Annotated in this window: 26 protein-coding genes and 1 riboswitch; of the genes, 22 read left to right on the forward strand and 4 right to left on the reverse strand. The window is 31.9% G+C overall.

Annotated features, from left to right (window positions below):
• Positions 1 to 81: 81 nt before the first annotated feature.
• The 10 genes from KPL50_RS11655 (at position 82) to KPL50_RS11700 (ending at position 10,048) form a co-directional block, all read left to right on the forward strand.
• Complete coding sequence (locus KPL50_RS11655; RefSeq protein WP_216298640.1) at positions 82 to 651, forward strand: GNAT family N-acetyltransferase; 570 nt, start codon at positions 82 to 84, stop codon at positions 649 to 651.
• 121 nt (positions 652 to 772) lie between these two features.
• Complete coding sequence (locus tag KPL50_RS27915; protein WP_375372920.1) at positions 773 to 946, forward strand: GNAT family N-acetyltransferase; 174 nt, start codon at positions 773 to 775, stop codon at positions 944 to 946.
• 148 nt (positions 947 to 1,094) lie between these two features.
• On the forward strand, positions 1,095 to 2,003 hold the full coding sequence (locus KPL50_RS11665) for a GNAT family N-acetyltransferase (protein ID WP_216298641.1): 909 nt from the start codon (positions 1,095 to 1,097) through the stop codon (positions 2,001 to 2,003).
• A gap of 169 nt (positions 2,004 to 2,172) precedes the next feature.
• Positions 2,173 to 3,048 carry a GNAT family N-acetyltransferase gene (locus KPL50_RS11670; protein WP_216298642.1) on the forward strand — a complete coding sequence of 292 codons (876 nt, stop codon included), beginning with the start codon at positions 2,173 to 2,175 and terminating at the stop codon, positions 3,046 to 3,048.
• Positions 3,049 to 3,198: 150 nt separating this feature from the next.
• Positions 3,199 to 4,194 carry a serine hydrolase gene (locus KPL50_RS11675; protein WP_216298684.1) on the forward strand — a complete coding sequence of 332 codons (996 nt, stop codon included), beginning with the start codon at positions 3,199 to 3,201 and terminating at the stop codon, positions 4,192 to 4,194.
• A 350-nt stretch (positions 4,195 to 4,544) separates the two neighbouring features.
• Positions 4,545 to 5,531, forward strand: coding sequence for an ABC transporter permease (locus KPL50_RS11680; RefSeq protein ID WP_309245172.1), 987 nt, complete (start codon positions 4,545 to 4,547; stop codon positions 5,529 to 5,531).
• On the forward strand, positions 5,522 to 6,427 hold the full coding sequence (locus KPL50_RS11685) for an ABC transporter permease (protein WP_216298643.1): 906 nt from the start codon (positions 5,522 to 5,524) through the stop codon (positions 6,425 to 6,427). The genes KPL50_RS11680 and KPL50_RS11685 overlap by 10 nt, the downstream gene beginning before the upstream one ends.
• Positions 6,428 to 6,502: 75 nt before the next feature.
• A complete protein-coding gene (locus tag KPL50_RS11690; protein ID WP_216298644.1) occupies positions 6,503 to 8,059 on the forward strand; it encodes an ABC transporter substrate-binding protein in 1,557 nt (518 codons plus the stop codon).
• Between the two features lie 74 nt (positions 8,060 to 8,133).
• Positions 8,134 to 9,150 (forward strand): ABC transporter ATP-binding protein, encoded by a 1,017-nt coding sequence (locus KPL50_RS11695; protein ID WP_216298645.1) that lies wholly within the window; start codon positions 8,134 to 8,136, stop codon positions 9,148 to 9,150.
• A 1-nt stretch (position 9,151) separates the two neighbouring features.
• Positions 9,152 to 10,048: an ABC transporter ATP-binding protein gene (locus tag KPL50_RS11700; RefSeq protein ID WP_216298646.1), complete on the forward strand. Its 897-nt coding sequence runs from the start codon at positions 9,152 to 9,154 to the stop codon at positions 10,046 to 10,048.
• 114 nt (positions 10,049 to 10,162) lie between these two features.
• Here the strand turns inward: KPL50_RS11700 and KPL50_RS11705 are convergent, their stop codons facing one another.
• Complete coding sequence (locus KPL50_RS11705) at positions 10,163 to 10,747, reverse strand: phosphatase PAP2 family protein (protein WP_216298647.1); 585 nt, start codon at positions 10,745 to 10,747, stop codon at positions 10,163 to 10,165.
• A gap of 330 nt (positions 10,748 to 11,077) precedes the next feature.
• Between KPL50_RS11705 and KPL50_RS11710 the strand changes: the two genes are divergently transcribed.
• From KPL50_RS11710 to megL, 6 genes are all read left to right on the forward strand, one after another.
• The gene (locus KPL50_RS11710) at positions 11,078 to 11,572 is read left to right on the forward strand and encodes a DUF2975 domain-containing protein (protein ID WP_216298648.1); all 495 of its coding nucleotides are present in this window, start codon (positions 11,078 to 11,080) and stop codon (positions 11,570 to 11,572) included.
• A gap of 23 nt (positions 11,573 to 11,595) precedes the next feature.
• Entirely contained in the window at positions 11,596 to 11,805 is a 210-nt protein-coding gene (locus KPL50_RS11715; protein WP_216298649.1) for a helix-turn-helix transcriptional regulator, read from the forward strand.
• A 21-nt stretch (positions 11,806 to 11,826) separates the two neighbouring features.
• Entirely contained in the window at positions 11,827 to 13,806 is a 1,980-nt protein-coding gene (locus tag KPL50_RS11720; RefSeq protein ID WP_216298650.1) for a DUF4153 domain-containing protein, read from the forward strand.
• Between the two features lie 45 nt (positions 13,807 to 13,851).
• Positions 13,852 to 14,253, forward strand: coding sequence for a DUF2809 domain-containing protein (locus KPL50_RS11725; protein WP_216298651.1), 402 nt, complete (start codon positions 13,852 to 13,854; stop codon positions 14,251 to 14,253).
• A 126-nt stretch (positions 14,254 to 14,379) separates the two neighbouring features.
• Positions 14,380 to 15,957, forward strand: a complete 1,578-nt coding sequence (locus tag KPL50_RS11730; protein WP_216298652.1) for a sigma 54-interacting transcriptional regulator — start codon at positions 14,380 to 14,382, stop codon at positions 15,955 to 15,957.
• A 319-nt stretch (positions 15,958 to 16,276) separates the two neighbouring features.
• Complete coding sequence (gene megL, locus KPL50_RS11735; protein WP_216298653.1) at positions 16,277 to 17,479, forward strand: methionine gamma-lyase; 1,203 nt, start codon at positions 16,277 to 16,279, stop codon at positions 17,477 to 17,479.
• Between the two features lie 86 nt (positions 17,480 to 17,565).
• Here the strand turns inward: megL and KPL50_RS11740 are convergent, their stop codons facing one another.
• Together KPL50_RS11740 and KPL50_RS11745 are read right to left on the reverse strand one after the other, a co-directional pair.
• Entirely contained in the window at positions 17,566 to 18,207 is a 642-nt protein-coding gene (locus KPL50_RS11740) for an amino acid ABC transporter permease (RefSeq protein WP_216298654.1), read from the reverse strand.
• A 33-nt stretch (positions 18,208 to 18,240) separates the two neighbouring features.
• A complete protein-coding gene (locus tag KPL50_RS11745; protein WP_216298655.1) occupies positions 18,241 to 19,041 on the reverse strand; it encodes an amino acid ABC transporter substrate-binding protein in 801 nt (266 codons plus the stop codon).
• A gap of 254 nt (positions 19,042 to 19,295) precedes the next feature.
• On the opposite strand from KPL50_RS11745, the gene KPL50_RS27490 reads away from it, so the two are divergent.
• The 6 genes from KPL50_RS27490 (at position 19,296) to KPL50_RS11770 (ending at position 24,208) form a co-directional block, all read left to right on the forward strand.
• The gene (locus KPL50_RS27490) at positions 19,296 to 19,430 is read left to right on the forward strand and encodes a hypothetical protein (RefSeq protein ID WP_290443230.1); all 135 of its coding nucleotides are present in this window, start codon (positions 19,296 to 19,298) and stop codon (positions 19,428 to 19,430) included.
• A gap of 98 nt (positions 19,431 to 19,528) precedes the next feature.
• A riboswitch (FMN riboswitch) is annotated at positions 19,529 to 19,641 on the forward strand.
• 220 nt (positions 19,642 to 19,861) lie between these two features.
• Positions 19,862 to 20,959, forward strand: a complete 1,098-nt coding sequence (ribD, locus tag KPL50_RS11750) for a bifunctional diaminohydroxyphosphoribosylaminopyrimidine deaminase/5-amino-6-(5-phosphoribosylamino)uracil reductase RibD (protein ID WP_216298656.1) — start codon at positions 19,862 to 19,864, stop codon at positions 20,957 to 20,959.
• Between the two features lie 33 nt (positions 20,960 to 20,992).
• The gene (locus KPL50_RS11755) at positions 20,993 to 21,640 is read left to right on the forward strand and encodes a riboflavin synthase (protein WP_216298657.1); all 648 of its coding nucleotides are present in this window, start codon (positions 20,993 to 20,995) and stop codon (positions 21,638 to 21,640) included.
• A 52-nt stretch (positions 21,641 to 21,692) separates the two neighbouring features.
• On the forward strand, positions 21,693 to 22,895 hold the full coding sequence (locus tag KPL50_RS11760; RefSeq protein ID WP_216298658.1) for a bifunctional 3,4-dihydroxy-2-butanone-4-phosphate synthase/GTP cyclohydrolase II: 1,203 nt from the start codon (positions 21,693 to 21,695) through the stop codon (positions 22,893 to 22,895).
• Positions 22,896 to 22,964: 69 nt separating this feature from the next.
• Entirely contained in the window at positions 22,965 to 23,426 is a 462-nt protein-coding gene (ribE, locus tag KPL50_RS11765) for a 6,7-dimethyl-8-ribityllumazine synthase (RefSeq protein ID WP_216298659.1), read from the forward strand.
• A gap of 476 nt (positions 23,427 to 23,902) precedes the next feature.
• On the forward strand, positions 23,903 to 24,208 hold the full coding sequence (locus tag KPL50_RS11770) for a hypothetical protein (RefSeq protein ID WP_216298660.1): 306 nt from the start codon (positions 23,903 to 23,905) through the stop codon (positions 24,206 to 24,208).
• Positions 24,209 to 24,251: 43 nt separating this feature from the next.
• On the opposite strand, the gene KPL50_RS11775 is transcribed toward KPL50_RS11770, so the two are convergent.
• Complete coding sequence (locus KPL50_RS11775; RefSeq protein WP_216298661.1) at positions 24,252 to 25,343, reverse strand: diguanylate cyclase; 1,092 nt, start codon at positions 25,341 to 25,343, stop codon at positions 24,252 to 24,254.
• Positions 25,344 to 25,378: the final 35 nt, after the last annotated feature.

The following is a 25,378-nucleotide window of genomic DNA, read 5'->3' on the forward strand; positions in this document are numbered from 1 at the left end:
TGTAAAAAAACTTTTCCTAATTTAAATATAAATAATAAGTCGCACTGGTAATTTAGTGACTTATTAGAAAAGAGGATAATAATGAAATATTTAAAAAAATTAATCGGTGAAAAATGTTATCTGGCACAAATGGTTTATGATGACCATGAAAAATTTGCAGAATGGTTTACAGACATGAATACAGCTATTGGGCTTGGAGATGCAGCAGGCAACTATTCTATTGAAAGTACTAAAGAATTTTTCGGAAAACATTATAGTAGCCAAGCTAATCATTTTTCAATAGTTGATTTAAAAGAAGATAAGCTAATTGGGTTTTGCTGGCTTAAAGAAGTATGCGCTATAGATAGATCAACGGAATTAGCTATTTTAATAGGTAATGAGAACTTCAGATGTAAAGGTTACGGGGTTGAAACAATGCAGCTTATTGTAGATTATTGTTTTAATATATTAAACCTCCATAATGTGATGGTGGTTGTTTATTCTCATAATGATAAAGCAATACAAATGTATAACAAAGTTGGATTCAAGGAATTCGGAAGAAGACGTGAATCTCATTTTATAGGTGGAAAGGTTTATGATGAAGTGTATATGGATATTTTACCTGAAGATTATAAAGGGAAATCAATTACTGATGTATATTTTTTAAGATAGCATGGTGGGGGTCCAATGGTATTAGGATTCTAGCTATGGGGTTAATTTCATTGATTGGAATGAGGCATGAAATAGAGGGAAAATTAATGAATATAAGCATAAAAAAATTGCAACAAGACTTATTTATGGACACAGCAAAAATGTTGCATGGTTAGAGGATTTTTATATTCCGGAAGAATTTAGAGGGCTAGGTGTAGGCAAGGAAGCTATGGAGAAATTAGATGAACTTATGAGAGAAAAAGCGGTAATAACAATGTTTGTTGATGTATTGGGATTTCAATTTAAGAAGTATTAAAAAGTGTTAGAAAGTGGGGGACGGTTAATAAAATTAAAATGATTTCAAAAATAATAGAAAAAGTTCTTAACTGCCCCCATTATTCACATAGGAGGAAAAACTATGTAGAAATAATGGGCAACTAAAAAATATAATTGGAGGCAAGTTTATGAATATAAATTTTAAAAAATATGAAACAAATGATTTTCTAAGAGTAAGAGATTTTTTAGTGGATACATTTAAAACTATTGGAAAAGGTCGCAATTGGACAATTGAGCGTTGGAACTTTTCAAAGACTATGGCTAGAATAATGAATGAAGTATCTATTGAAGAATGGGAAAATACAATTGGTATTTGGGAGCAAAATGGAAAGATAATATCGGTTGTAAGTGCTGAAGGCGAAAAAAGTGGAGAGGCTTTCTTTCATATTGGTATGAACGAGCTTCCACAGGAGAGTTTAGAAGAAATGTTTGAGTTTACTGAAAAAAATCTTGCTCTTGAGAAAGATGAAAAAAGTGTTGTGCAGTTACGAATATCAAATGAGTATAAGCAAGGTGAAAATATGGCGTTAAATAGAGGTTATATAAAAACAAATAATTATGAAACTACTTTAGCATTTCATATTGATGGCTCTATAGATATAAATTTACCAAATGGGTTTTCAATAAAAAATGGACAGGAAGTAAGTGATGTGGAAAAGGGAAAAGCTCATGCAATGGCTTTTGGTTATGTAAATACTAATTATGAGAATATATCACCTCTTGGCTATGAAGCATTAAGACAAACGCCTAACTATAGAGTAGATTTAGATTTATATGTTGTATCTGAAACTAATGAAATAGCTGCCTTCTGTACAATGTGGTACGACAATATAAACAAAATAGGTATACTTGAGCCAGTTGGAACTATTCCAGAGTTTAGAAAAATAGGACTTGGGCGTGCTGTTATTAGAGAAGCAACAAATAGGATTGCTAAAGAGGGCGCTGAAACAGTATATGTTGGCTCTGATCAGAAATTTTATTTAGCAATTGGTTTTAAAGCAGAATATAAGGACAATATATGGGAAAAATCTGTATAGCTTTGATTTAAGGTATTTAAGTAAAGTAATATCTTAACGAAACCTAAGTTAGGAGATGAGAAGAAGTGGATATATTAGATTATTCAGATGGACATATTAAAGAAATATTCATAATGGATTACACTTAATAAGTGATTAGTGTTTATGAGAGGTAGTGGGAGGGGTTTGTATGGTTAAAATAAGTACAATAAAAAACAGTGAAATAGATAAACTAGCAGAGTTTATCGCATTTATGAATTCTAAAGAAAATCATAATATAGGATACTGTGAAAAAACGAAAGAAAAAGTACTTAATACTTTATATCAAGACTTTGAGGATGGGAACATTGAAAAATATTTTGTTGGTGCATATGAAGGTCAAAAGCTTATAGGGACACTCGGGGTAGATGTAGATGAGAAAAAAAGCTATGGAGAATTATGGGGACCTTTTGTAGATGAATTATATAGTGAAGAAAATGTTTCGGGTAAACTATTGTTACTTTTAAGAAAAAATATATTAAATTGCTGTGGTAGTTTTGGGGTATTTTGTGATAGTAAAAACATCCAATGTATAGAATTTGCGAAGGAATGTGGATTTGAAAGCAATGGTGAATACTTTATTATGAGCCTGGGTAAAGATGATTTTAAAGAAAGTTTTCAAGTGAAAGATTTTGAACTTACATTAGAATACAATAATCAATTCAAGTTACTTCATGATAAAAATTTTCCTAATACTTATTATTCAGGGAGTGATATTCTAAGTCATATTAATGAATATAAAAAGGTGTTTTTTATAAAAGATAATGAAGAATTTACAGGATATATTTATGTAGAGGTTGAACCAGAGTTTGGTGAAAGCTCTATTGAATTTTTCGGAGTTAGAGAAGATATGAGGGGTAAAGGACTAGGGAGTAAATTAATTAGAATGGCAATCAATTGGATTTTTTCTTTTGAAGAGATAAATAATATTAAGTTATGTGTTGGCTTCGAAAATTTACAGGCGATTAAGCTATATAGAAAGGTAGGGTTTGAAGAAGAGAGTAAGATGATATTTTATAAGTACTGAATTTATAAAGGAAGGTGTGAGGTTGGGTTAAAGTGTGAAATTGTAGTTAAAGATAATTTTAGAATGGGGGATATGTATTATGAAGATACAAGAACAAATAAGAGAAATTTTTAATAAATATGCTAGGACAATAATTTTTCAGGGGCAGCACTGGTTAAAAAAGGGGATTTAACTCTATTTCATGGGGCATATGGAGAGGCGCATAAGGGATTTGAAATTAAGAATACAATCACAACAAAATTTGATACAGCATCTATTACAAAATTATTTACTGTGCTTGGAATACTTCAGTTAATTGATAAAAGCTTAATATGCTTTGAAGATAAAGTTTTAGAAATTTTAGAAATAAAAGATACTACTATATCAAAGGAAGTTAATATTTATCAACTTCTAACGCATACCTCGGGAATTGGCGATGATGCAGATGAAGAAGCAGGTGAAGAGTATGAAGATATTTGGAAGGAAAAGCCGAACTATTCTGTAAGAGAAACAGTTGATTTTCTACCACAATTTATTCATAAAGAACCTAATTTTGAGCCAGGAAATGGTTGTAGGTACAATAATGTTGCCTTTGTTTTGTTAGGACTTGTTATTGAAAAAATTACAGGACGGAAATATCGTGAATATATAAAAGAAAATGTTTTTGAAAAAATAGGCATGAACGATACTTGCTTCCATAGTATGGATTGGGTAGATGAAAATATTGCAGAAGGATATGCAAAAATATGCAATGAAAAAGATGAAGTTATTGGATGGAGAAAAAACATATATTCATATCCACCAATAGGATCACCAGATTCTGGAGCATATACAACGGTTGCAGATTTAGATTTGTTTGTGCGCCAGATTTACAATGGGAGGGCATTGTCTAAAGCAATGACAGCGGATTTATTTACACCAAAAGTAGTGCACACAAAGTATGAAAAAATCACACATATGATGGGATATGGTTATGAATTCATTGTTAGCAATGATAATAATGAAGTGAGATATATAACTAAAGATGGTTGTAACCCTGGCGTGGCATGTAAATTTAATTATTATCCTTCCATAGATACAACACTTGTAGTTCTTGCAAATCAAGATTGTAATGTTTGGGCTTTAGCTGGGGAGGTTGAAGAGATATTAATAGGTAAGATAAGTTAGGGAAGTTGTAGCATTAGATCCAATAAAGGAACATAAGCCAACCTTAAAAAGAGCAATATATTGGTTGTTGCAAATCCTTATATTAGAATAGTTGGTATAAAGTTCTTTATAAAGTCATTACACAATTACCCTGGGTTTGACAAAAATAGAAATATAGTTTAAAATGCATATGTAAGAGCAATACGAATATTGTGTAAAAATTTAGGAATAAGACTAATTTTTCTTTGAAAATAATTTAATAACTATTTAAGTTAAACCACGAAGGTTCTGCTTTTTTTATCTTTTGAAAAAGCACCCGATTTTCGTGGTTTTTATATTTTTTATGTCCCTTAAGGAAAGGATAGGATGTTGTGAATGACGTAATTTACATTAGTAAAAAAGTAATGCAGTTTATTTTTGTTATATTTCTGTTGTCTATCATTGTCTTTTATATGGCAAGATTGTCACCCGGTGATCCTCTAATGTCCTATTATGGGGAAGGTGCTGAAAGGATGAATACTACAGAAAAATTGGAAGCAATGGAAAAGCTGGGACTAAATGACCCTATATATAAACAATATATTAGCTGGTTATCAAATGCGGCTCATGGAGAATACGGTATATCTTATAAATATAAACAGGACGTTACAACAGTAATTGGAGATGTTTATAAAAATACAATTATACTGGGTGGACTTGGTTATATATTCACATTTTTATTTGCTCTGCTTTTAGGGGTTTTTTGCACATTACATGAAGAGAAACTCATTGATAAAATTATCTGTAAAGTAGGGGTTATAGCCACGTGTATTCCATCATTTTGGCTATCCCTCATACTGATATTGATTTTTAGTATTAATTTAAGGATATTACCTTCAAGTGGTGCCTATGCCATGGGGCAGTCAGGTAGCCTTGTAAGTAGAATAGTACACCTTGTCTTGCCATTAACTGTGCTGATACTTAGCCACCTATGGTATTATACCTACATGATTCGAAATAAATTAGTAGAAGAAATCAGACAAGATTACGTCTTGTTGTGCAAAATTAAGGGTTTAAGTAAAAAGAAAATTGTATATAAACATTGTTTAAAAAATATTATGCCATCAGTTATTAGTCTTATGGCAATATCCGTTCCTCATATTTTAGGAGAAACTTATGTGATAGAAAAAGTTTTTTCTTACCCGGGACTTGGCTCCCTATCTTTTGAGAGTGCTAAATATCACGACTATAATATGTTGATGTTGCTTTGTATTATAACGGGGATATTGGTGGTTTTTGTAAATATGCTATCACAAGTAATTAACGATAAAATAGATCCTAGAATGCAACATGATCGGGGGGAGCTAGATTGGGAATAGAAGGTAGCAACTTTGAAATAGTTGGAGAAAATTATCTTTCAGAGGAGATAAAAATAGCTAAAAGAAAAAGCTTTAAAAAAACTTTGAAAGAAAAACCTTATATCTCAATAGGAGTGTTGCTGATAATAATCCTTGGATGTGCCTTTTTCGGGGAAATAATGAAATTAAATCCGGGTTATATGGACTTAAGTAATATTAATGTGGCTCCCAGCAGCACCTTTTATTTCGGTACGGATTCCTTGGGCAGAGACATTTTTTCTATGATTTGGTATGGTGGTAAAATCTCTTTATTTATAGGGGTATTTGCTACAATTATATCAACTATAATAGCAGTTGTGTATGGAAGCATCAGTGGTGTTGCCTCCGAATTGATAGATGATATGATGATGCGATTTACTGAAATCATACTTAGTATACCCTCCATCTTAATCGTGATTTTCATTCAGGCAATGATAGGTAAGGCGAATCCAGTGTCCATCGCCATTGTAATTGGGATTACTAGTTGGATGAATATTTCTAAGATTGTACGAAGTGAGGTAAGGAAAACTAGAAATAGTGGATATATTTTAGCAGCAAAATGTGCAGGGGGTAAATTTTTTTATATTTTAAAACGACATCTGCTGCCAAATTTCATTTCAGCAATAATGTTTATGGTGGTAACGAATGTTGGAAGTGCCATTGCAATAGAATCAACTTTGAGCTTTTTAGGAATAGGCCTTCCTCTTGAAATTATCTCCTGGGGTAGTATGCTCTCACTTTCGGAAAAAGCATTATTATCAAATTATTGGTGGATTATATTGATTCCAGGTGTGTTTTTAGTGGTTACATTGGTTTGCATCACAAATATAGGGGATTATGTAAGGAAGAAAAACAATAGAGAATTTAGCAACTTATAAAGTGTCAATATTACTTGCAATATTCAATATAACTATTGAAATTTAATATAAATAATAAATATTAGGGGGACAATGATGAAATTTAAAAAATCGATTATTTGGGGATTTACACTGGTAATGAGTATGGTTTTATTGATTGGCTGTAGTGGTGGTGATAGTGATAAGAAAACTACATCCAATGAAAAGGTTTTAGTTTATGGAAGTGGGGATTATTCAGGTATTAATCCAGCATTATATGAACATGGAGAAATTAATTCCCTGATTTTCAGTGGACTTACTGCCCATGACAAAAACAATAAGATTATTCCCGGACTTGCAAAAAGCTGGACCAGTGATAAAGCTACAAATACATATACTTTTATGTTAAGAAATGATGTTAAATGGCATGATGGTAAAATTTTTACGGCGGAAGATGTGAAGTTTACGCTGGAAACCATTATGAATCCTAAGAATTCTTCGGAAATAGCATCAAACTATGAAGATATCACAAAGATTGAAGTGGCGGACAAGACTACCTTAAAAATAACTTTAAAAGCACCAAATATAGCCATGCTGGATTATTTGACAATAGGTATCTTACCTAAGCACTTATTAGAGGGAAAAGATATTGCAACAGATAAATTCAATCAATCTCCAACGGGGACGGGTCCATTTAAAATGGAGAAATGGGACAAAGGACAAAGCATTACCCTTGTAAAAAATAAAGATTTCTACGAAAAAGAACCGCAAATTGACAAAGTAATCTTTAAAATTGTGCAGGACACCAAAGCGAGAGCCCTGCAATTAAAATCCGGAGAATTGGATTTAGCACAGATTATACCCCAGGATGCAAAACAATTTGAAAATAATAAGGATATTACTGTCTATGATATGAAAACATCAGACTACAGAGGTATTATGTATAATTTTAATAGTCCTATATTTAAAGAAAATCGAGAATTACCAAATGCCTTAAGTTATGCTATTGATCGAAAAGCTATTTTAGACAGCGTTTTATTAGGTCGCGGAAAAGTAGCCTATTCACCAATTCAGGTTGGAGAATATAATAATCCTAACATGGGAAAATTTGACTATAACCCAGAAAAAGCAAAAAAAGAGTTGGAAAAATCGGGTTGGAAGCTTGGCCTGGACGGCATATATGTAAAGAATGCTAAGAAATTATCATTTACTATTAACTGCCAAGAAGGAGACCAGGTCAGAGTGGATATGGCGAATATCTGTGCTCAACAGCTTAAGGCAATTGGCGTAAATATGAAGGTGGCAGTATTGCCAAAAATTGATTGGGAAAATCAAGATGCATACCTGATTGGCTGGGGAAGTCCCTTTGACCCGGACGACCACACTTATAAAGTGTTTGTAACGGGTAAAGGTAATAACTACAGTAGCTATTCAAATACTAAAGTTGATGAGTTATTACGCAAAGCAAGAGAAACTGATGTGAATGCTGACAGATTAAAATATTATAAGGAATTCCAAATTGAATTAACCAAGGATATGCCATATACATTTATAGCATACATCGATGCATTATATGGTGCAAAGCCTAATATAAAAGGAATCACCCCAGAAACAGTTTTGGGACATCACGGTGTAGGCATATTCTGGAATATTTCAGATTGGACAATTGAGTAGAAAATTTAGAAAACGAAGTGAAACCACAATGGTGCATATGGCTCCTTTGTGGTTTCTAAAGAATAGGAGAGTTTATGAAGGATTTGTTAGAAGTAAATAATTTAGTTGTAAGCTTTTTAACTAAGGCAGGTGAAGTGCAAGCGGTTAGAGATGTTTCTTTTTCTCTGAAAAAAGGAGAGGTTTTAGCCATACTTGGAGAATCAGGCTGCGGAAAATCCGTATTATGTAAAAGTATTTTGCGCATACTTCCAGAGAATGGCTTTATAAAAAGTGGAGAAGTTATTCTTAATGGAGTGAACTTAACAAATTTATCAAGCAAATCTATGGATAAGGTTAGAGGCAGGGAGATATCTATGATCCTTCAAGATCCCATGACTTCTTTAAATCCTACTATGTCTATTGGCAAACAGATCATGGAAGCGGTATTGATCCATGAGAAGATTAGCAAAAGTGAAGCAAAAGTGAAAAGCATAGAACTTATGGAGCTTGTGGGGATTGATCATGCAGAAAAAAGATTTAATCAGTATCCCTATCAGCTCTCTGGAGGTATGATACAGAGAAGTGTCATTGCAATTGCACTGGCCTGCAAGCCGAAAGTATTAATTGCTGACGAACCAACTACTGCTATAGACGTAACTACCCAAGCTCAAATAATAGAGCTTATTCAAGAATTACAAATAAAAACTGGGATATCAATCATATTTATTACGCATGATTTAGGTGTTGTTGCCAAGTTAGCCCAAAGGGTTGCAGTTATGTATGCTGGAAAGATTGTTGAAATAGGTACTAGTAAAGATATTTTTTATGATCCACGACATCCTTATACCTTAGGATTAATGTCTTCTTTACCTAATATGGATTTAGAGGAGGGAAATTTGAATTGTATACCAGGAATGCCCCCGAGTTTATTGAATCCGCCAAAAGGCGATGCTTTTGCACAGAGAAACAAATATGCATTGAAGATAGATTATCTGACTCAGCCACCTATGTTTAAAATTAGCGATACTCATAGTGCTGCAACTTGGCTTTTGCACAAAGATGCTCCGAAAATAAAGCCAACCATTAGATTTAAAGAATTTAGAGGGATGTAGAATGAAGACTGAAAAAATATTGGAAGTGAAAAAATTAAAACAATACTTCAAATTAGATAGAAACACTTTAATTAAAGCCGTTGATGATATATCTTTCGATATTTACAAAGGAGAAATATTGGGCCTAGTGGGTGAATCTGGTTCAGGAAAATCAACGACGGGTAGAAGCATTATTAATATTTATAAGCCAACAGGGGGAGAAATCTATTATAGAGGAAAGCTTATATCAGATCGTAAAATTTATAGGGCAGAAAAAAAATCTATAAATAGAAATATGCAAATTATATTTCAAGATTCAACCTCATCTCTAAATTCACGAATGACAATAAAAGAAATTATTGAGGAGCCTCTTATAATTCAAAAATTGTATAAGAAGAAAGAAGAGCGCATGGAGAAGGTTTATAAGCTTATGAATTTAGTGGGACTAGATAGGATTTATGAAGACTATTATCCCTTTGAATGTTCAGGTGGACAGAGGCAACGTGTAGGAGTTGCAAGGGCACTTAGCCTTGATCCCGAATTCATAATTGCGGATGAGCCTATTGCATCTTTAGATGTTTCAATTCAAGCTCAGATTGTAAATTTATTCAAAAAACTTCAGAGAGAGAATGGTCTGACCTGTTTGTTCATTTCACATGATTTAGAAATGGTAAGATATGTATGCAACCGAGTAGGCGTTATGTACCATGGGAAAATTGTTGAGCTGGCTGAAACCAAGGAATTATATCGAAATCCCATCCATCCTTATACCAAAGCCTTGTTTTCATCAATCCTTGTTCCAGATCCAGAGTGTGCGCAAAAGAGAACTCGTATCAAGTATAATCCCATTAAAGAGGGGCTTTTGCAAGAAACAAGTCAATTGGTAGAAGTATCAGAAGGGCATTTTGTGTTAATATGATGGAATTCCTGATGATTGATTATGAATTAGAAACACCAGAAGTGAAAAATTCTATGCCAATAAAGCCCTAATTATTCAATAATGAATAATTAGGGCTTTATTGGCATAGAAAAACTAAATAGATTTTGCCTTACGTTTAAAAAGATTAAGTTTTACAGTAAAATATTTATCCAGGAATTTATTTACGCCTTTGTTCATACAAAACTTATAAGCACAAATAGTAACATATGACCATATTGCAGCGAGAGCCCATCCACCAAGAACATCTGTTGGATAGTGAACACCTAGATAAACCCTACTAATCCCCACAAGAATTAAATATGTAAATATTAAACCGCTGAGTATATAGGCGATTTTTTTATTCTTCATTCGTTTAAGTATAAAATAAATAAGAACAAGACCAATAGCTGTAGAAATAGAAGAATGACCGCTAGGAAAACTGTAGCCTTCAGCCTCAATTAATCGTATTTCCAAGGGTCTATATCTTTTTATCGTGTTCTTAAGTATTAAGTTGGTAAAACCAGTGATGCCAATACTAAATACACAACATATAGCTTCTAATTTGTTATTCAAGAGATATAATATAATAAAAACCACAAAGGTTAGTATAAGCTGAGGAGCGGGGTCTGAAGAGTTCGAAATAATAATAAAAAACTGAACCCAGGACCAATGCATAGAATTTATTAAATAATAAAACATGTTAATTTAATCAACCTCCCATATTAAATAAAATATTGATAAGAATATAAGTACAAAAATCCCTTCAATACAAAATATACAAAATGCTAATTAAGTCAAAAGCATCAATCAATATTATATCAAAAGCTACAATTAAAAGATACAATTATAATAGTTGTTAACATAAGTTTGAAATATAGACTATATTTTACAATTGAAATTTCAGTAATTTCAGTTTGAAATTGTTTTTTAATACATTTTTATTGAAAAACAATAAAAATATATTGATAAATGACTTGTGTTGTAGTAATATTGAAATTGTAGGAAATATTACAGCGGGAGGAACATCAAATGAAATATTATGGCAAAATGTCGTTAGCTTCATTATTAAAAATATCATTAGATATTATGATTATTACTGGAATTGTTATTTATTTTATGTTGTCAAAAGGAATATTAATGGAAAAGGTAGTAGATATGTCCTGGGGTAGATTTATTACCACATACATTTTATTTAGCCTAGGAGGAATTGCAGTTATACTAATCTTATTTAACCTTAGAAAAATAGTTAACTCTTTAATAAATATAACACCTTTTATTAAAGATAATGTTCACTGTTTGAAAAGGATATCTTTGTTAAGTTTTGTAATTTCAATTTGTTATGCTATAAATTTTATTATAAATGGTCAATATAAAAACTTTAATATTGCCTATGTTGACAATAGTGGAATACATACTGATATTGAATTTTTAATATTCTTTTTTGCTGGGTGTTTTATTTTAATTTTATCTCAGGTATTTAAGCAAGCTGTTGAAGCGAAAGAAGAAAATGAATTTACAATATAAAGGGAACTACTAGGAGGATGAATATGGCAATTGTCGTAAATTTAGATGTAATGATGGCAAAAAGGAAGACATCACTGCAAGAGTTATCAATCAGAGTTGGAATCACAAATGCAAATCTATCTATACTAAAGACTTCTAAAGCAAAGGCCATTAGATTTAGTACATTAGAAGCTATTTGTAGGGAATTGGATTGCCAACCTGGAGATATACTGGAATATAGGGAAGAAGATTAAAATAATGGAGGGGTAATTATAATGGAGAAGGAGTATGTGCAAGCTATTATTATAAAGGACAATATGCTGCTTATGGCATATGGTTATAAAGAGAATAAACAACCAATTAATTTTTTTGTTAGGGGAGAAATTAATGAAGGGGAAACCGCGAGTGGTGCAATGACTCGTGCGATTACAGAGCAAATAAATGTGCCTTTTAAAGTTATTCTTAAATTTAATAAAGAGCTATGTTCAGACACAGAAACTTTCTTAATTAGCATAGAAAATCCTAATGATAAGTTTGATATTGCAACTAAAGAAATTAAAAAATCTTTAGGTAATTTAAAAATGGAAGGTCTTCAATGGATTCATTTATCTGAAAAAGAAAAATTTAATAGAACTGACATAAGCTATTTAAGACTTTTATTAGAAGAGTGCATAGAGCAAGATTACAGTGGAGATTGGCTAAAAGCAGTTGAAAAGCTAGTGTTTTCATTTCCCAATTATAAGTATGACAATATGCAACTATTAAATAAAAAACGGAAGAAAGAAATAAAACACACAGATTCTCAAATTAGCATGAAGGAAAAAATGGTTACTATAGGCGTTGCTCTTATTTTATCTATAATATATGAAAATTTTTTTACTGGCAAACAGGCTGGTATTTCTATTCTTATTTTTTATGTTATGTTCATGGGGTTTTTCTTATGGAGTGTTCGCGGAAAGGTTTGGTTTAAAAAAAGTATTGGGTTTGTATTGATTATTCCCACTTTGCTAATTGCACTAAATTTCTCTATTCATTCAAATGGTATTTTGAACTTTTTTAATGGGATTATGATATTGGTTCTTACTGCTGCATGTACAGTATTAATTAGGTATGAGAATATAAAATGGGATAATATAGATATAATCAAAATAGTGTTTAGCAGAACTTTTAAATCTATTGCAGAAAATGCTTATAAGCCTTTCATATTTATAAAAGGTAATATCACTAGAAAAAATAAAAAAGAACTAAGCTCTACAAAGAAAAATATTTTAAGGGGAGTAATTATTTCTATACCATTATTAGTTGTAATTTTAGTTTTATTAACATCAGCAGATATGGTATTCAAAAGCTATGTAAATAATTTTTCAATTCGATTTGAGAATATAAGCTTAGGGAAAATTATAAATCATTTAATAGTTATTATAATAGCGTTCATTATTATTTTTTCATATATATGGAGTTTTAAGTATACCTGCGATCAAGGTGAAAATACTAGGAAGGATATGCAATGGGAGCCCGTTACTATTTTAACAATTATTTTTATGATAAATGTGGTATATCTTTTGTTTTCAATTGTACAGTTTTCCTATCTTTATGGTGGCGGGAATAATTTTATTCCACAAGAATTCACTTACTCAGAATATGCAAGAAAAGGTTTTTTTGAGCTTGTGGCTGTTACAATAATTAATTTTACTATATTGCTCAGCAGTATGAAATTTATTAAAAAGGATAATAAGACAATAAATAATATATCTAATGTGTTTTTAACAATACTAGTAGCCTTTACTTTTAACATGTTGTTTTCAGCTCACTATAAGATGTCATTATATGAACAAACTTATGGATTTACTTATTTAAGAATTTTCGTTCATATATTTATGCTAATGCTATTTATGTTATTTATAGTGGTTTTAATAGGGATTTGGAAAAGGAACATGCCACTTAATAAGGCAATTATCCTAATTGGCTTGAGTATGTTTATTTTAGTAAACTACATTAATGTAGATAAAATAATTGCGAGTAAGAACATAGACATATATTATAAAACCCAGAAAATTGATGTGCAATATTTAAGGTCCTTATCCTATGATGCTATACCAGAGATTTTAAAATTAAAAGAGGATTCTAACCTTGGGGTTGCTAGAGAGGTTAATAAGTATTTAGAGGATGTAAAGAAAGAGTTATCAGAAGGGCATTCTTGGTATGAATTTAATTATTCTAAATATAGAGCTAGAAAACTCATAGATTTAAATTAGCTAAAGTTTAAGTTTAGAGTGAGTGATTTGAGGTGAGGATTAGGTATGACCTACAAACGAAATAGGTTACTGTATGCAGTAATGATAATAATTGTAATTATTTTAGGATTAGGGTCAAGAAAGTTAACAGATGTACTACCAGCTTTTTTGAATATATATTTAGGGGATGCTCTGTGGGCGTTAATGATTTTTATTGGGGTTAGTTTTATTTTTAGAGAGATGGAAACTAAAATAATTTCATTAATTGGAATATCCTTTTGCTATCTTATTGAACTTAGCCAATTATATCATTCTAACTGGATAGATAATATCAGAAGAACAACTTTAGGTGGATTGGTATTAGGATATGTATTTTCATGGAGTGACTTATTAGGGTATGCTATTGGAACTTTAGTAGGGGTAATTATTGAAATTTTATGGGGAGTAATTCAAAGACCTAAGGACTAAATTTAAATTATATTATAAGCGCAGTTTTTATTAGCTATATACTGTGAATAAAGAAATCCTAGCATACAAGTATATCTATTTGTATGCTATAATTTTATGTAAATGAGGAAGTCAAGAGGAGAGAAAATGGAGAAAAACACTAGATTTGAAATAATAACTAAAGATAGATTGGGAATAACTGTAATGATATTAGAGAAAATTTATAAAGCTGCAATAAACCTCCTTTCTGTGGAAGTGTTTCCTAAAAAGATTTGTGTTAAGATGCAGAATATGGATGAACAGGAGAAGGAAGCATTAAAAAAACAACTCATTGCAATTGAAGACGTTGTTATGATCAATGAAATGGATTTACTTAACTATGAAGAAAATGAAAGAAAGCTTTTAGCAATTTTAGATTCAGTAGATGAAGGCATAATGGTTATAAATAAAAAATTTCAAATAGATATTTTTAATAATTATTGTGAAAAAGTATTTCATTGTAAAAAAGAAGAGGCAATAGGAACGGATATTAGAAAATTAATAGGCCGAGATGCTCCAGCTGTAGAACTTATAAATACTGGGTTAAAGTATGATAATGTGGAAGTGAATGTTAAAACAGAAAGAGGAGAGGTACATTACCTAACTACAGGGAGACCAATTGTAGATGATAATAATATTACTGTAGGTGCGGTTGCATCTATTAAGGATATTCATAAAGCTATAGAGATTGCAAATGTTATCGCTGGAACTACTCAAGGGGCATTTAAGGAAATTGTAGGAAATAGTAATAAAATTGAGTTTGTAAAAAAAATAGTTGAAACTGTAGCTAAAAGTGATTCTACTATACTCTTTAGAGGCGAGAGTGGTACCGGAAAAGAGCTATTTGCAAAGGCAATTCAGAGTTTAAGTAGCAGGAAAAATAGACCTTTTGTAACTATAAATTGTGCAGCTCTACCAGATAGTTTAATAGAAAGCGAACTATTTGGTTATGAAAAAGGCAGCTTTACAGGGGCTATGAATAGCGGAAAAGAAGGTCTCTTTAAAGAGGCAGATGGTGGAACCTTGTTTTTAGATGAAATAGGAGAACTATCTATAGTGCTGCAGGCAAAGCTTTTAAGGGTACTTCAAGAAGGCGTTATTAGAAAGATTGGTAGTACAAAAGAAGAGAATGTAAATGTAAGAATTATTGCGGCTACTAATAGAAACTTGGAAGAGATGCTTTTGCATGGGAAATTCAGAGAAGATTTATATTATAGATTAAATGTTATTCCAATAGTCATCCCACCCCTTAGGGATAGAATAGAGGATATTTCATCCTTAGTTACACTGTTTATTTCTAAATTTAATAAAAGGTTAAATAAAGAAATAAAGGGTGCAGAACTTTCTTTTATAAATAAATTACAGGCATATAATTGGCCAGGTAACATACGTGAACTACAAAATGTAATTGAGAGGGCTATGAATTTGTGTGATGGACAATATATATCTTCACAGAATCTTATTATGGATATCGGAGTAGCACGTCTGGAAGAAAATAAAATTGCTTTGGATGTGCATAGTGATTTGAAGCTTAAAGAAGTAGTGGAGATTTGTGAAAAACAGGCTATAGTAACTGCGCTTGGGAGAAATAAAAGCTTGAGAAAGACAGCAAAAGAATTAGGAGTTTCACACACTACTATTATAAATAAAATTAAAAAATATAAAATATATGAAGGCGAGGTTTAGTTAAAACTGTAAAATTTTCTTTCCGCTTGGAAAGAAAATTTTACAGTTTTACGACCCTAGTGGTTATAAAAAATTCCACTTATTAAATAAAAGACAAGCAACGTTTTTTATAGTAATAGTTTAAACTCAATTTTCCAAATTTTATTTATATAAAACTGTAGTTAAACACCATTGGCACATAAAACAAATGGAAAGTTATTTGTTTTAATATGATTAAAGAACCCTTTTATATGAAATAAGAAAACCTTTACAATAAAGTGGCAGCATTATTGCGTATATATATTTATATGAAGAAATAATCACTTTAGGGGGAATTATAATGAATACAGAACATTTACGTAAGAGTGGATTCGCAACTAAAGCAATACATGGTGGAAATAAGAAGGATCAATACGGATCACTTGCTACTCCAATACATCAAACAGCTACCTTTGTTTTTGACTCAGCTGAGCAAGGTGGAAGAAGATTTGCAGGAGAGGAAGAAGGATATATATATACAAGACTTGGGAATCCTACTAATACAGTACTCGAGGAAAAATTGGCAATGCTTGAAGGTGGAGAAGCATGTATGTCTATGGCATCAGGCATAGGAGCTATATCTTCAGCTATGTGGACAGCATTAAAGGCTGGAGACCATGTAGTTGCAGCACAAACTATATATGGTTGTACTCATGCGTTTTTGGCTCATGGTATTTCTAGATATGGTGTTGAAGTTACTTTTGTGGATGCTTCTAATTTAGAAGAGGTTAAAAATGCTATGAAAGAAAATACAAGGGTTATTTTCTTAGAAACACCTGCAAATCCAACATTACTTATAACAGATATTGAGGCGATATCAAAGATTGCCCACGAAAGGGAAAATTGTATAGTTATGGTGGATAACACATTTAGTACTCCATACATACAAAGACCATTAGAACTAGGCGCAGACGTTGTAATACACTCTGGAACTAAATTTATAAATGGACATGGTGATGTAATTTCTGGTTTTGCTATTGGATCTAAAGCATTTATTGATCAGGTTAGATTATTTGGTGTTAAGGATATGACAGGATCTTGTTTAAGTCCTTTTGATGCATTTTTAATTATAAGAGGAATGAAAACATTAGAAATAAGAATGGAAAGACACTGCAGCAATGCAATGGCTGTAGCTGAGTTTTTAGAAGCTCATCCAGCAGTAGAAAAAGTATATTTCCCGGGACTTAAAAGTTTTGAGCAGTATGCACTGGCAAAAAAACAAATGAATCTTCCAGGCGCTATTATTGCTTTTGAAATAAAGGGTGGAATTGAAGAAGGTAAAAAAGTATTAAATTCTACGCAGCTTTGCAGTATAGCTGTTAGTTTAGGTGATGCTGAAACACTAATTGAGCATCCAGCTTCAATGACTCACTCACCATATTCACAAGAGGAAAGATTAGAGGCTGGTATAACTGATGGTTTAGTAAGACTAGCAGTAGGTCTTGAAAATGTTGAAGATATTATTGCTGATTTGGATCAAGCTCTAAATTTAATTCTTAAATAGTAAGTGTTTTAATAAATATTTAATACGAAAAAGATTAACTTATATGTTAGCATATAAGTTAATCTTTTTCATTTACCGGGTTTTTCTTATTCGTAAACTGAATATTTTTTTTCTAACTTTTTAAAAGCCATTACAACAAGTGAAGTAAATATTAAATATATTATTGCCGCAATAAAGAAAGGAGCGATTGTAAAATCTCTAGTCACAATTTCTCTAGCAGCTCTTAATAAATCCTGTAATCCAATAGCAGCTACTAGAGCGGTGTCTTTTATCAGAGTAATTCCCTCATTACAAGTAGGAGGAATTATCCGTTTAAAGGCTTGGGGTAGAATAATTTTTGACATAGTTTGTCTATAATTCATGCCTAACGCTTTGGCAGCCTCATATTGTCCTCTATCTATGGATTGAATACCTGATCTGAATATTTCAGTAAAATAAGCTCCGTAATTCAAAGAAAAGGTAAGGGTTGCTGCAGTGAAAGGAGAAAATTTAATACCGATAATAGGTAATCCGAAATATGTGAAAAAAAGTTGAAGAAGTAGTGGTGTTCCTCTAAAAAACCAAGTATAGAGGTCTACAATTTTACTAAGTATTTTTAAGTTTGAGACTTTAATTAGTGCACCTATTACTCCAAGAGGCAAACAAAAGATTATCGTTGCAAAGTACAACTCAATTGTAAAGATGCTCCCTTTTAAAATATAAGCTGTAATATCTATAAAATTAGCCAAAAATAACACCCACTTCCGAAAAATTAATAATTATTATTTGTTGATTATATCCTTGCCAAACCATTTTTGGGATATTGTATTTGCAGTTCCATCGCTTTTGATTTCTCCTAAAAGTTTGTCTATTTCTGCAGTAAGGCTTGTATCAGTTTTTCTTATACCTACGCCATAATCTTCTACTCCGAGGTTTTCATTAAGTACTTTATATTCACCAGCTTTTTTACTAGAATAGTATCTCCCAACTACTTCATCTACTACAATAGCATCAATACGCCCAGCGTTTAAATCCAGTAGTGCCTCTGTATTATTTGAGTACTTCTTAACCTCTTTTAGTGAAGATATCAGCAGTGCATCGCGAGTAAGAGCAGTTTCACTGCTACTACCCATTTGCAGGCCTACAACTTTATCCTTTAAATCAATTTTACTGGAAATAATTGATTTATTTTTCACGATAATTATTTGCTTATTTTGAAGGTATACTTTAGAAAAAGCAATTTGTTCTTTTCGCTTGTTTGTTATTGTTAATCCATTCCATATAGCATCGATATCTTTATTATTTAGACTTAATATAATGCCATCCCATTCTACAGGTTTAAAGGTTACGGCTACCCCCATGCGCTTGCCTACTTCTTTTGCCATATCAATGTCAAAGCCTACAATTTCACCACTCTTATCTCTAAAGCCCATTGGTGGGAAATTATCATCAAGACCAATTATTAATTCTTTCTTGTCCTTAATATCTTTTAATGAAGTATCTGCGGATGTTGTACCTCCGCAGGCAGTTAAAATAGTAGTGGAAAGCATTGCCACCATTAGTAATTTAAATTTATTTTTCATTTTTAACACTCCTTTATTTATCTTATGTATAAGCTATAATTCCTATAAATATCATTTTACTTTAACACGTTAACCTTGTAAAGTAAAAAACAGAAATAAATCTTAATATGACAATAAAATTGTTTTTTCAACAATTAATTTATATTTTTAAGAGAGGAAGATGCTTATAAATTTTTTTAGTGGTTAGAAAAATAATAGTAGTATAAATCTCTCTTTCGGTGGAAAATATAAATTAAGAAAGGGGAGTGTTTTAAATGACTGTAAAGCAGAAGCTTACAAATGAGCAATTATCTTCAGTAGGAATTAAAAGAACAGATAATGACAAAGATATGCGTGCCAATGATGTAAATATAAAAAACAGTGAAACAAGAAACAAGAAAAACAAATAAAACCATCTTCATTTTTATCCTATAGTAATATGAGTAAATTTTTATATAGGCACTTGACACGAAAATAACAAAGTGCTATTCTTAAGTTGAAAATTAAATAGATCCTTCAGGGTAGGTGAGATTCCTAACCGGCGGTATAGCCCGCGAGCCGAAAGGTAGATCTGGTTGGATTCCAGAGCCGACAGTAAAGTCTGGATGAGAGAAGGAGCGTAATGATAGATATGAGAGGTTTTTATTTATTAACTATGAAGATAGTTGTGAATATGCTTTTGTATTTTGATATTAAATATATTAAGCTTATTAAGCCCTGAAAACATTGTTTTCAGGGCTTTTATTAATTTATATGATTTTATTTAATTAAAGATATGCATACTAAGAAAAGAAATACAAATTAAGACTTACATTACAATTATAGAATTAGGGGTGGTAATTTGGACAATTATTATATGAAAAGAGCACTTGAATTATCTAAAAAAGCAGTAGGATTCGTAAATCCCAACCCACTAGTGGGTGCTGTTATTGTAAAAGACAATAGAATAATCGGTGAAGGATATCATGAATATTTTGGTGGACCACATGCGGAAGTAAATGCTTTTAAAAATGCCAACGAAGATGTAGAGGGTGCAACCATGTACGTAACTTTGGAGCCTTGCTCTCACTATGGTAAAACCCCGCCCTGTGCTGATGCTATAGTGAAGAATAAAATATCTAAAGTTGTAATTGGAATGATAGACCCTAACCCATTGGTTGCAGGTAGAGGCATAGAAATCCTTAGAAAAAGCGGTATAGAAGTGACTACAGGCATAATGGAAAAAGAAATAATGAAAACAAATGAAATTTTTATAAAGTACATAAGTTCGAAACAACCATTTTGTATAATGAAAACTGCTATGACTCTAGACGGAAAAATAGCAACCGCTACTGGTGATTCAAAGTGGATAAGTAATGAAAAATCTAGAGCATATGTGCATGAATTAAGACAAAGGGTAACTGGAATTATGGTGGGGATTGGAACAATACTTACGGATGACCCGGAGCTTACAACAAGAAGAGAGGGTTTGATTAGCTTAAACCCCACTAGAATAATTATAGATAGTAGGGCAAGAATACCCTTAGAGGCAAAGGTATTAAAATGCGATGAAAAAACAAAAACTATTATCGTTACAACAGAATTTGCAGATAAGAGTAAAATCGAAGCTATAAAACAAAAGGGTGCAGAGGTTATTGTAACTCATAGTAAAAATAATTGGGTGGATTTGAAACATTTAATGACTGTGCTAGGTGAAATGGGAATAGATAGTATTCTACTCGAGGGCGGAAGCACTATAAATTATTCGGCAATAGAGGCAGGTATAGTTGATAAAATAATTACATTTATTTCTCCAAAAATATTTGGGGGAACTTCTAGTAAAACAACTGTAGGAGGCAAGGGAATAGAACATGTGAAAGATTCTATTGCGCTTCGGGATATTGAAATAACTAGATTTGATGAAGACATTATGATTGAGGGTTATGTTAAGAAAGTTTAAAGGTTGATTAAGCTATTATAAGGAGGTGAATAGATGTTTACAGGTTTAATTGAGGAAATTGGGGAGATAAAGACAATTGAAAAAGGCGCAAAGTCTGCGAGAATTACAATAAAAGCCACAAAGATTCTTTACGGCACAAAGATCGGTGATAGCATTAATACCAATGGAGTGTGTCTTACTGTAACAGAATTCAATAAAAATAGTTTTAGTGTAGATGTAATGGCGGAGACTATAAGAAGCAGTAATTTAGGAAAATTGAAACCTGGTTTCACCGTTAATTTAGAAAGGGCACTTATGGCTAGTGACAGATTAGGGGGCCATATAGTAAGTGGACACATTGATGGAATAGGAACCATTGTAGATTTTTATAAGGAAGACAATGCCACTTGGGTGTCCGTAGAAACTACAGAGGATATATTAAAATATATTGTACATAAAGGTTCAATAACCATTGATGGCATTAGTTTAACTGTAGCGTATGTGGACGCCCAAAAATTTAAAGTATCAATTATACCTCATACAAAGGGTGAAACAACACTATTAAATAAGAATATAGGTGATGAGGTAAATCTCGAAAGTGATATGTTGGCAAAATATGTTGAAAAATTATTGAAATATGGAGAAGTCCCAAAAGAAAAAAAACCTATTAGTAGGGATTTTCTTCTAGAGCATGGATTTTAATAAATTACTTACAAGGTGGATCATTAACTAAAAAAAATTAAGGGGTGTAAGGATGTTTAAATTTAACACTATTGAAGAAGCACTAGAAGATGTTAAAAATGGGAAAATGATTGTGGTGGTAGATGACGAGGATAGGGAAAATGAAGGAGATATAATAATAGCTGCGGAAAAAGCTACTAAGGAAAATATAAATTTTATGGCTACCTATGCTCGTGGACTTATATGCATGCCTACAACTAAAGAAAGATTAGATAAATTAAATATAAAACAAATGGTTACAAACAATACTGATGTTCATGGAACAGCATTTACAGTTTCTATTGATGCCATCGATACTACTACAGGAATATCCGCAGCAGAAAGAGCAACCACTATATTAAAAGTAATAGATCCTCAGGCTTCTTCAAAGGATTTTAATAGACCGGGTCACGTATTTCCTCTAGCAGCAAGAGAAGGCGGAGTATTAAAAAGGGCTGGACATACTGAAGCAGCAGTAGATATGGCAAGGCTTTCTGGATTATATCCTGCAGGGGTAATTTGCGAAATTATGAATGAAGATGGATCAATGGCTAGGGTTCCAGAGCTTATGGAATATGTGAAAAAACATGAACTTAAAATAATTACTATAGTAGATTTAATTGCATATAGAAGAAAAACTGAATGCCTTGTAGAAATGGTTACAGAAGCTAAAATGCCAACTAAATTTGGAGAATTTAAAATATATGGCTTTGTCAATAAAATAAATGGAGAGCATCATGTAGCGTTAGTTAAAGGTGAAATAGACAGTAATAAACCTGTACTTGTCAGGGTACACTCTGAGTGTCTTACTGGGGATGCACTAGGGTCTATGAGATGTGATTGTGGGCAGCAATACGATGCAGCTATGAAAGCAATAGCAAAGCAGGAGTGTGGAATTTTAGTTTATATGAGGCAAGAAGGACGCGGAATAGGATTAATCAATAAGTTAAAGGCTTATGAGCTTCAAGACAAAGGAATGGACACCGTAGAAGCAAATATAGCTTTGGGGTTTCCGGCAGATATGAGAGATTATGGTATAGGAGCTCAGATATTGGAACTGCTCGGAGCCAAAAAGATAAGAATGATGACTAACAATCCTAAAAAAATAACAGGTGTTTCAGGTTATGGAATTGAAATAGTTGAAAGAGTAGCTATAGAGATGAATCATAATGAAAGAAATAAATTTTATCTAGAAACTAAAAAGAAAAAAATGGGTCATTTACTTAAATTAAAATAAATATAAGATATTTATTTTATGGGAATATACAAAAATATAAAATATTATAAATTAATTGGAGGAATAGACATGAAAACATATGAAGGTAAACTAATAGCAGAGGGTTTAAAATTTGGAATTATAGTTGCGAGATTTAATGAGTTTATAGGTGGTAAATTATTATCAGGAGCACTAGATGGATTAAAACGTCACGGTGTCGAAGAGGAAGATATTGAAATCGCATGGGTGCCTGGTGCATTTGAGATGCCTCTAATTGCAAAAAAGATGGCTAAGTCTGGCAAGTATGATGGTGTAATATGTTTAGGAGCAGTTATAAGAGGTGCTACACCTCATTTTGAATATGTATCAGGTGAAGTTACTAAAGGAATTGCCTCTGTATCGTTAGAAACAGGAGTTCCAGTTATTTTTGGAGTGCTTACTACTGAGAGTATTGAGCAAGCAATTGAAAGAGCAGGTACAAAATCTGGTAACAAAGGCTATGATGCTGCGGTGACTGCAATAGAAATGGCAAATTTATTAAAAGAAATATAGGTTAAAAAAGGTATGAAATTTCTCCTACGTGCCTTGCAAAAGAGCTTTAAACTTGAAATTTGATTAAGAAATTCTAATCTTTTGCAAATATAAAATGATCTAACGCTCACATTCGGCGTCCTGCCTCAGGTTCGCTAGCCTGACGTCCTGTCAGGCTTACGATAATTTTATATTTGCAAAAGAAGAATTTATAAATCAAATTTCAATAGTTTCTACGCTTCTTATTGCAAGTCACTTCGGAGAAATTTCATAACTTAATTTCTTACTATATTTCTAAGGGCCAGTCCTGGGATGCTTAAGAAAAAAATCTAAACTTTTGATTTAACTAGTGTTTTATTCAGTTCTCTGGGTGTTTTTTAGGGGCACATAGCAATTATTAATTGTTATGTGCCCCTAAGTTGCTTTTGTCTTTGCGAACGTTTATGATATAATATTTTTAATATAGTAAAAGATAGATAGTGTGGGGGGGATTTGGAATGGGACAGGGAGATAGTGTTTTTACTATTATATTTGTTATGATGGGTGCCGCTACTATTGTTTCTGGTTTAAATTTTGAAAAGAAGCATGGTGAAAAGTATAAGGGGTCAAATAAAGGGGAATATATAAAACTAAATAAAGTTGTTTTAATTTTAATAGGTGGGATAATTTTATTTGGCACTTTCCTCGGACAGGGGATACCTCTATTAAAAGATATTATATCAAATATAACCATAGGTAGTTTATTTATCATATGGATTATTTATTCAGTAATATCAAAAAAAAGATTTTCAAATAAGAGATAATTAAATAAACAGATTGGAAGTTTAAAACTTCCAATCTGTTTATTTAATTTAACGCTATGGTAGGCTGGCATACTTTGTTTCTCCCAGAATGTTTAGCGGAATATAATGCATTATCGGCCTCTCTAACAAGAACTTCCAAATCGGATACATTGTCAGGATAAGTAGCAGCACCTACAGAAATAGAAATATTAATTTTAATTTCATTAGATATAATAAATTCATGGGTTTCTACAGCTATCCTTAAGCGCTCTGCAACTTCCATGGCCTGGAGGCTTGGACAATCAGGCAAGATAACAGAAAATTCTTCCCCTCCAATTCTAGATACAATATCGAAACTTCTACAAAAGGTAGATAATATGGTGCCTAATTGCTGTAATACAGAATCGCCGGCTAAATGGCCATAAGTGTCATTTACTTTTTTAAAAAAATCTATATCGATAATTAGGATAGACAAACGTTCATTCTTATCATTAACATTTAAAAAACACTGGTTTAGTGCATTATCGAATTGTCTAACGTTATTTAAACCAGTAAGAAAATCTATAGTTGACTCTTGTTCTAGTCTATTAAGCAGCTTAATTGAAGTATTCATGTAATTAGAAATATAGTAAGCTAGAATTCCAATAATAGAAGAGCTAAGCCAAAAATAAATAAGGGTATGACGAAGTGCTGTTGAATCTTTAATAGTTAATAAAAATGTACTGGTAATAATTGTGGAGGCTATAAAGTTCATATAGTTAAACTTATTAAAATTAGTTATGTTTAATTTTGATATCAAAGCACAAGCAATGGCAACAATTAAGAGGTTAATAGAGGCTATTATAGCGGCGGTACTTAAACCAAAGTAGATCATCCTAAATATGGCGATGGTTATCCCCGTAATAATCGCTGCAAATCCACCGGCATAAAGAGAGGCGAGTAGTATGGCGATATGACGAAAATCCATAATTACTGTAGGTGTAACATTTACGGTAAATAACATCAAGATAATTCCTAGTATTCCTTGTGTCAATCCAAATAAGAATTTATCTTTATAGGACCTTGATAAGTTTAGAAAATTTCTTTTAAATACTTGACTGCTTATAAAAATAAAAGAAATTAGTATTGTGCCGTTAATAAATAAATCCTTTAACATGATGTAGCCCCTCTCAAAATAAAATATGCATAATA

The sequence above is a fragment of the Clostridium sp. CF012 genome, from assembly GCF_018861755.1.
Taxonomy (GTDB): Bacteria; Bacillota; Clostridia; order Clostridiales; family Clostridiaceae; genus Clostridium_AD.

Coding starts and splice junctions, on each gene's coding strand:
- KPL50_RS11770 (WP_216298660.1), top strand. CDS start 23,903: ATGGGACAGGGAGATAGTGTTTTTACTATTATATTTGTTATGATGGGT.
- KPL50_RS11710 (WP_216298648.1), top strand. CDS start 11,078: ATGAAATATTATGGCAAAATGTCGTTAGCTTCATTATTAAAAATATCA.
- KPL50_RS11730 (WP_216298652.1), top strand. CDS start 14,380: ATGGAGAAAAACACTAGATTTGAAATAATAACTAAAGATAGATTGGGA.
- KPL50_RS11690 (WP_216298644.1), top strand. CDS start 6,503: ATGAAATTTAAAAAATCGATTATTTGGGGATTTACACTGGTAATGAGT.
- KPL50_RS11655 (WP_216298640.1), top strand. CDS start 82: ATGAAATATTTAAAAAAATTAATCGGTGAAAAATGTTATCTGGCACAA.
- KPL50_RS11695 (WP_216298645.1), top strand. CDS start 8,134: ATGAAGGATTTGTTAGAAGTAAATAATTTAGTTGTAAGCTTTTTAACT.
- KPL50_RS11665 (WP_216298641.1), top strand. CDS start 1,095: ATGAATATAAATTTTAAAAAATATGAAACAAATGATTTTCTAAGAGTA.
- KPL50_RS11755 (WP_216298657.1), top strand. CDS start 20,993: ATGTTTACAGGTTTAATTGAGGAAATTGGGGAGATAAAGACAATTGAA.
- KPL50_RS11705 (WP_216298647.1), bottom strand. CDS start 10,747: ATGTTTTATTATTTAATAAATTCTATGCATTGGTCCTGGGTTCAGTTT.
- KPL50_RS11700 (WP_216298646.1), top strand. CDS start 9,152: ATGAAGACTGAAAAAATATTGGAAGTGAAAAAATTAAAACAATACTTC.
- megL (WP_216298653.1), top strand. CDS start 16,277: ATGAATACAGAACATTTACGTAAGAGTGGATTCGCAACTAAAGCAATA.
- KPL50_RS27490 (WP_290443230.1), top strand. CDS start 19,296: ATGACTGTAAAGCAGAAGCTTACAAATGAGCAATTATCTTCAGTAGGA.
- KPL50_RS11745 (WP_216298655.1), bottom strand. CDS start 19,041: ATGAAAAATAAATTTAAATTACTAATGGTGGCAATGCTTTCCACTACT.
- KPL50_RS11670 (WP_216298642.1), top strand. CDS start 2,173: ATGGTTAAAATAAGTACAATAAAAAACAGTGAAATAGATAAACTAGCA.
- KPL50_RS11720 (WP_216298650.1), top strand. CDS start 11,827: ATGGAGAAGGAGTATGTGCAAGCTATTATTATAAAGGACAATATGCTG.
- ribE (WP_216298659.1), top strand. CDS start 22,965: ATGAAAACATATGAAGGTAAACTAATAGCAGAGGGTTTAAAATTTGGA.
- KPL50_RS11725 (WP_216298651.1), top strand. CDS start 13,852: ATGACCTACAAACGAAATAGGTTACTGTATGCAGTAATGATAATAATT.
- KPL50_RS11775 (WP_216298661.1), bottom strand. CDS start 25,343: ATGTTAAAGGATTTATTTATTAACGGCACAATACTAATTTCTTTTATT.
- KPL50_RS11715 (WP_216298649.1), top strand. CDS start 11,596: ATGGCAATTGTCGTAAATTTAGATGTAATGATGGCAAAAAGGAAGACA.
- KPL50_RS11760 (WP_216298658.1), top strand. CDS start 21,693: ATGTTTAAATTTAACACTATTGAAGAAGCACTAGAAGATGTTAAAAAT.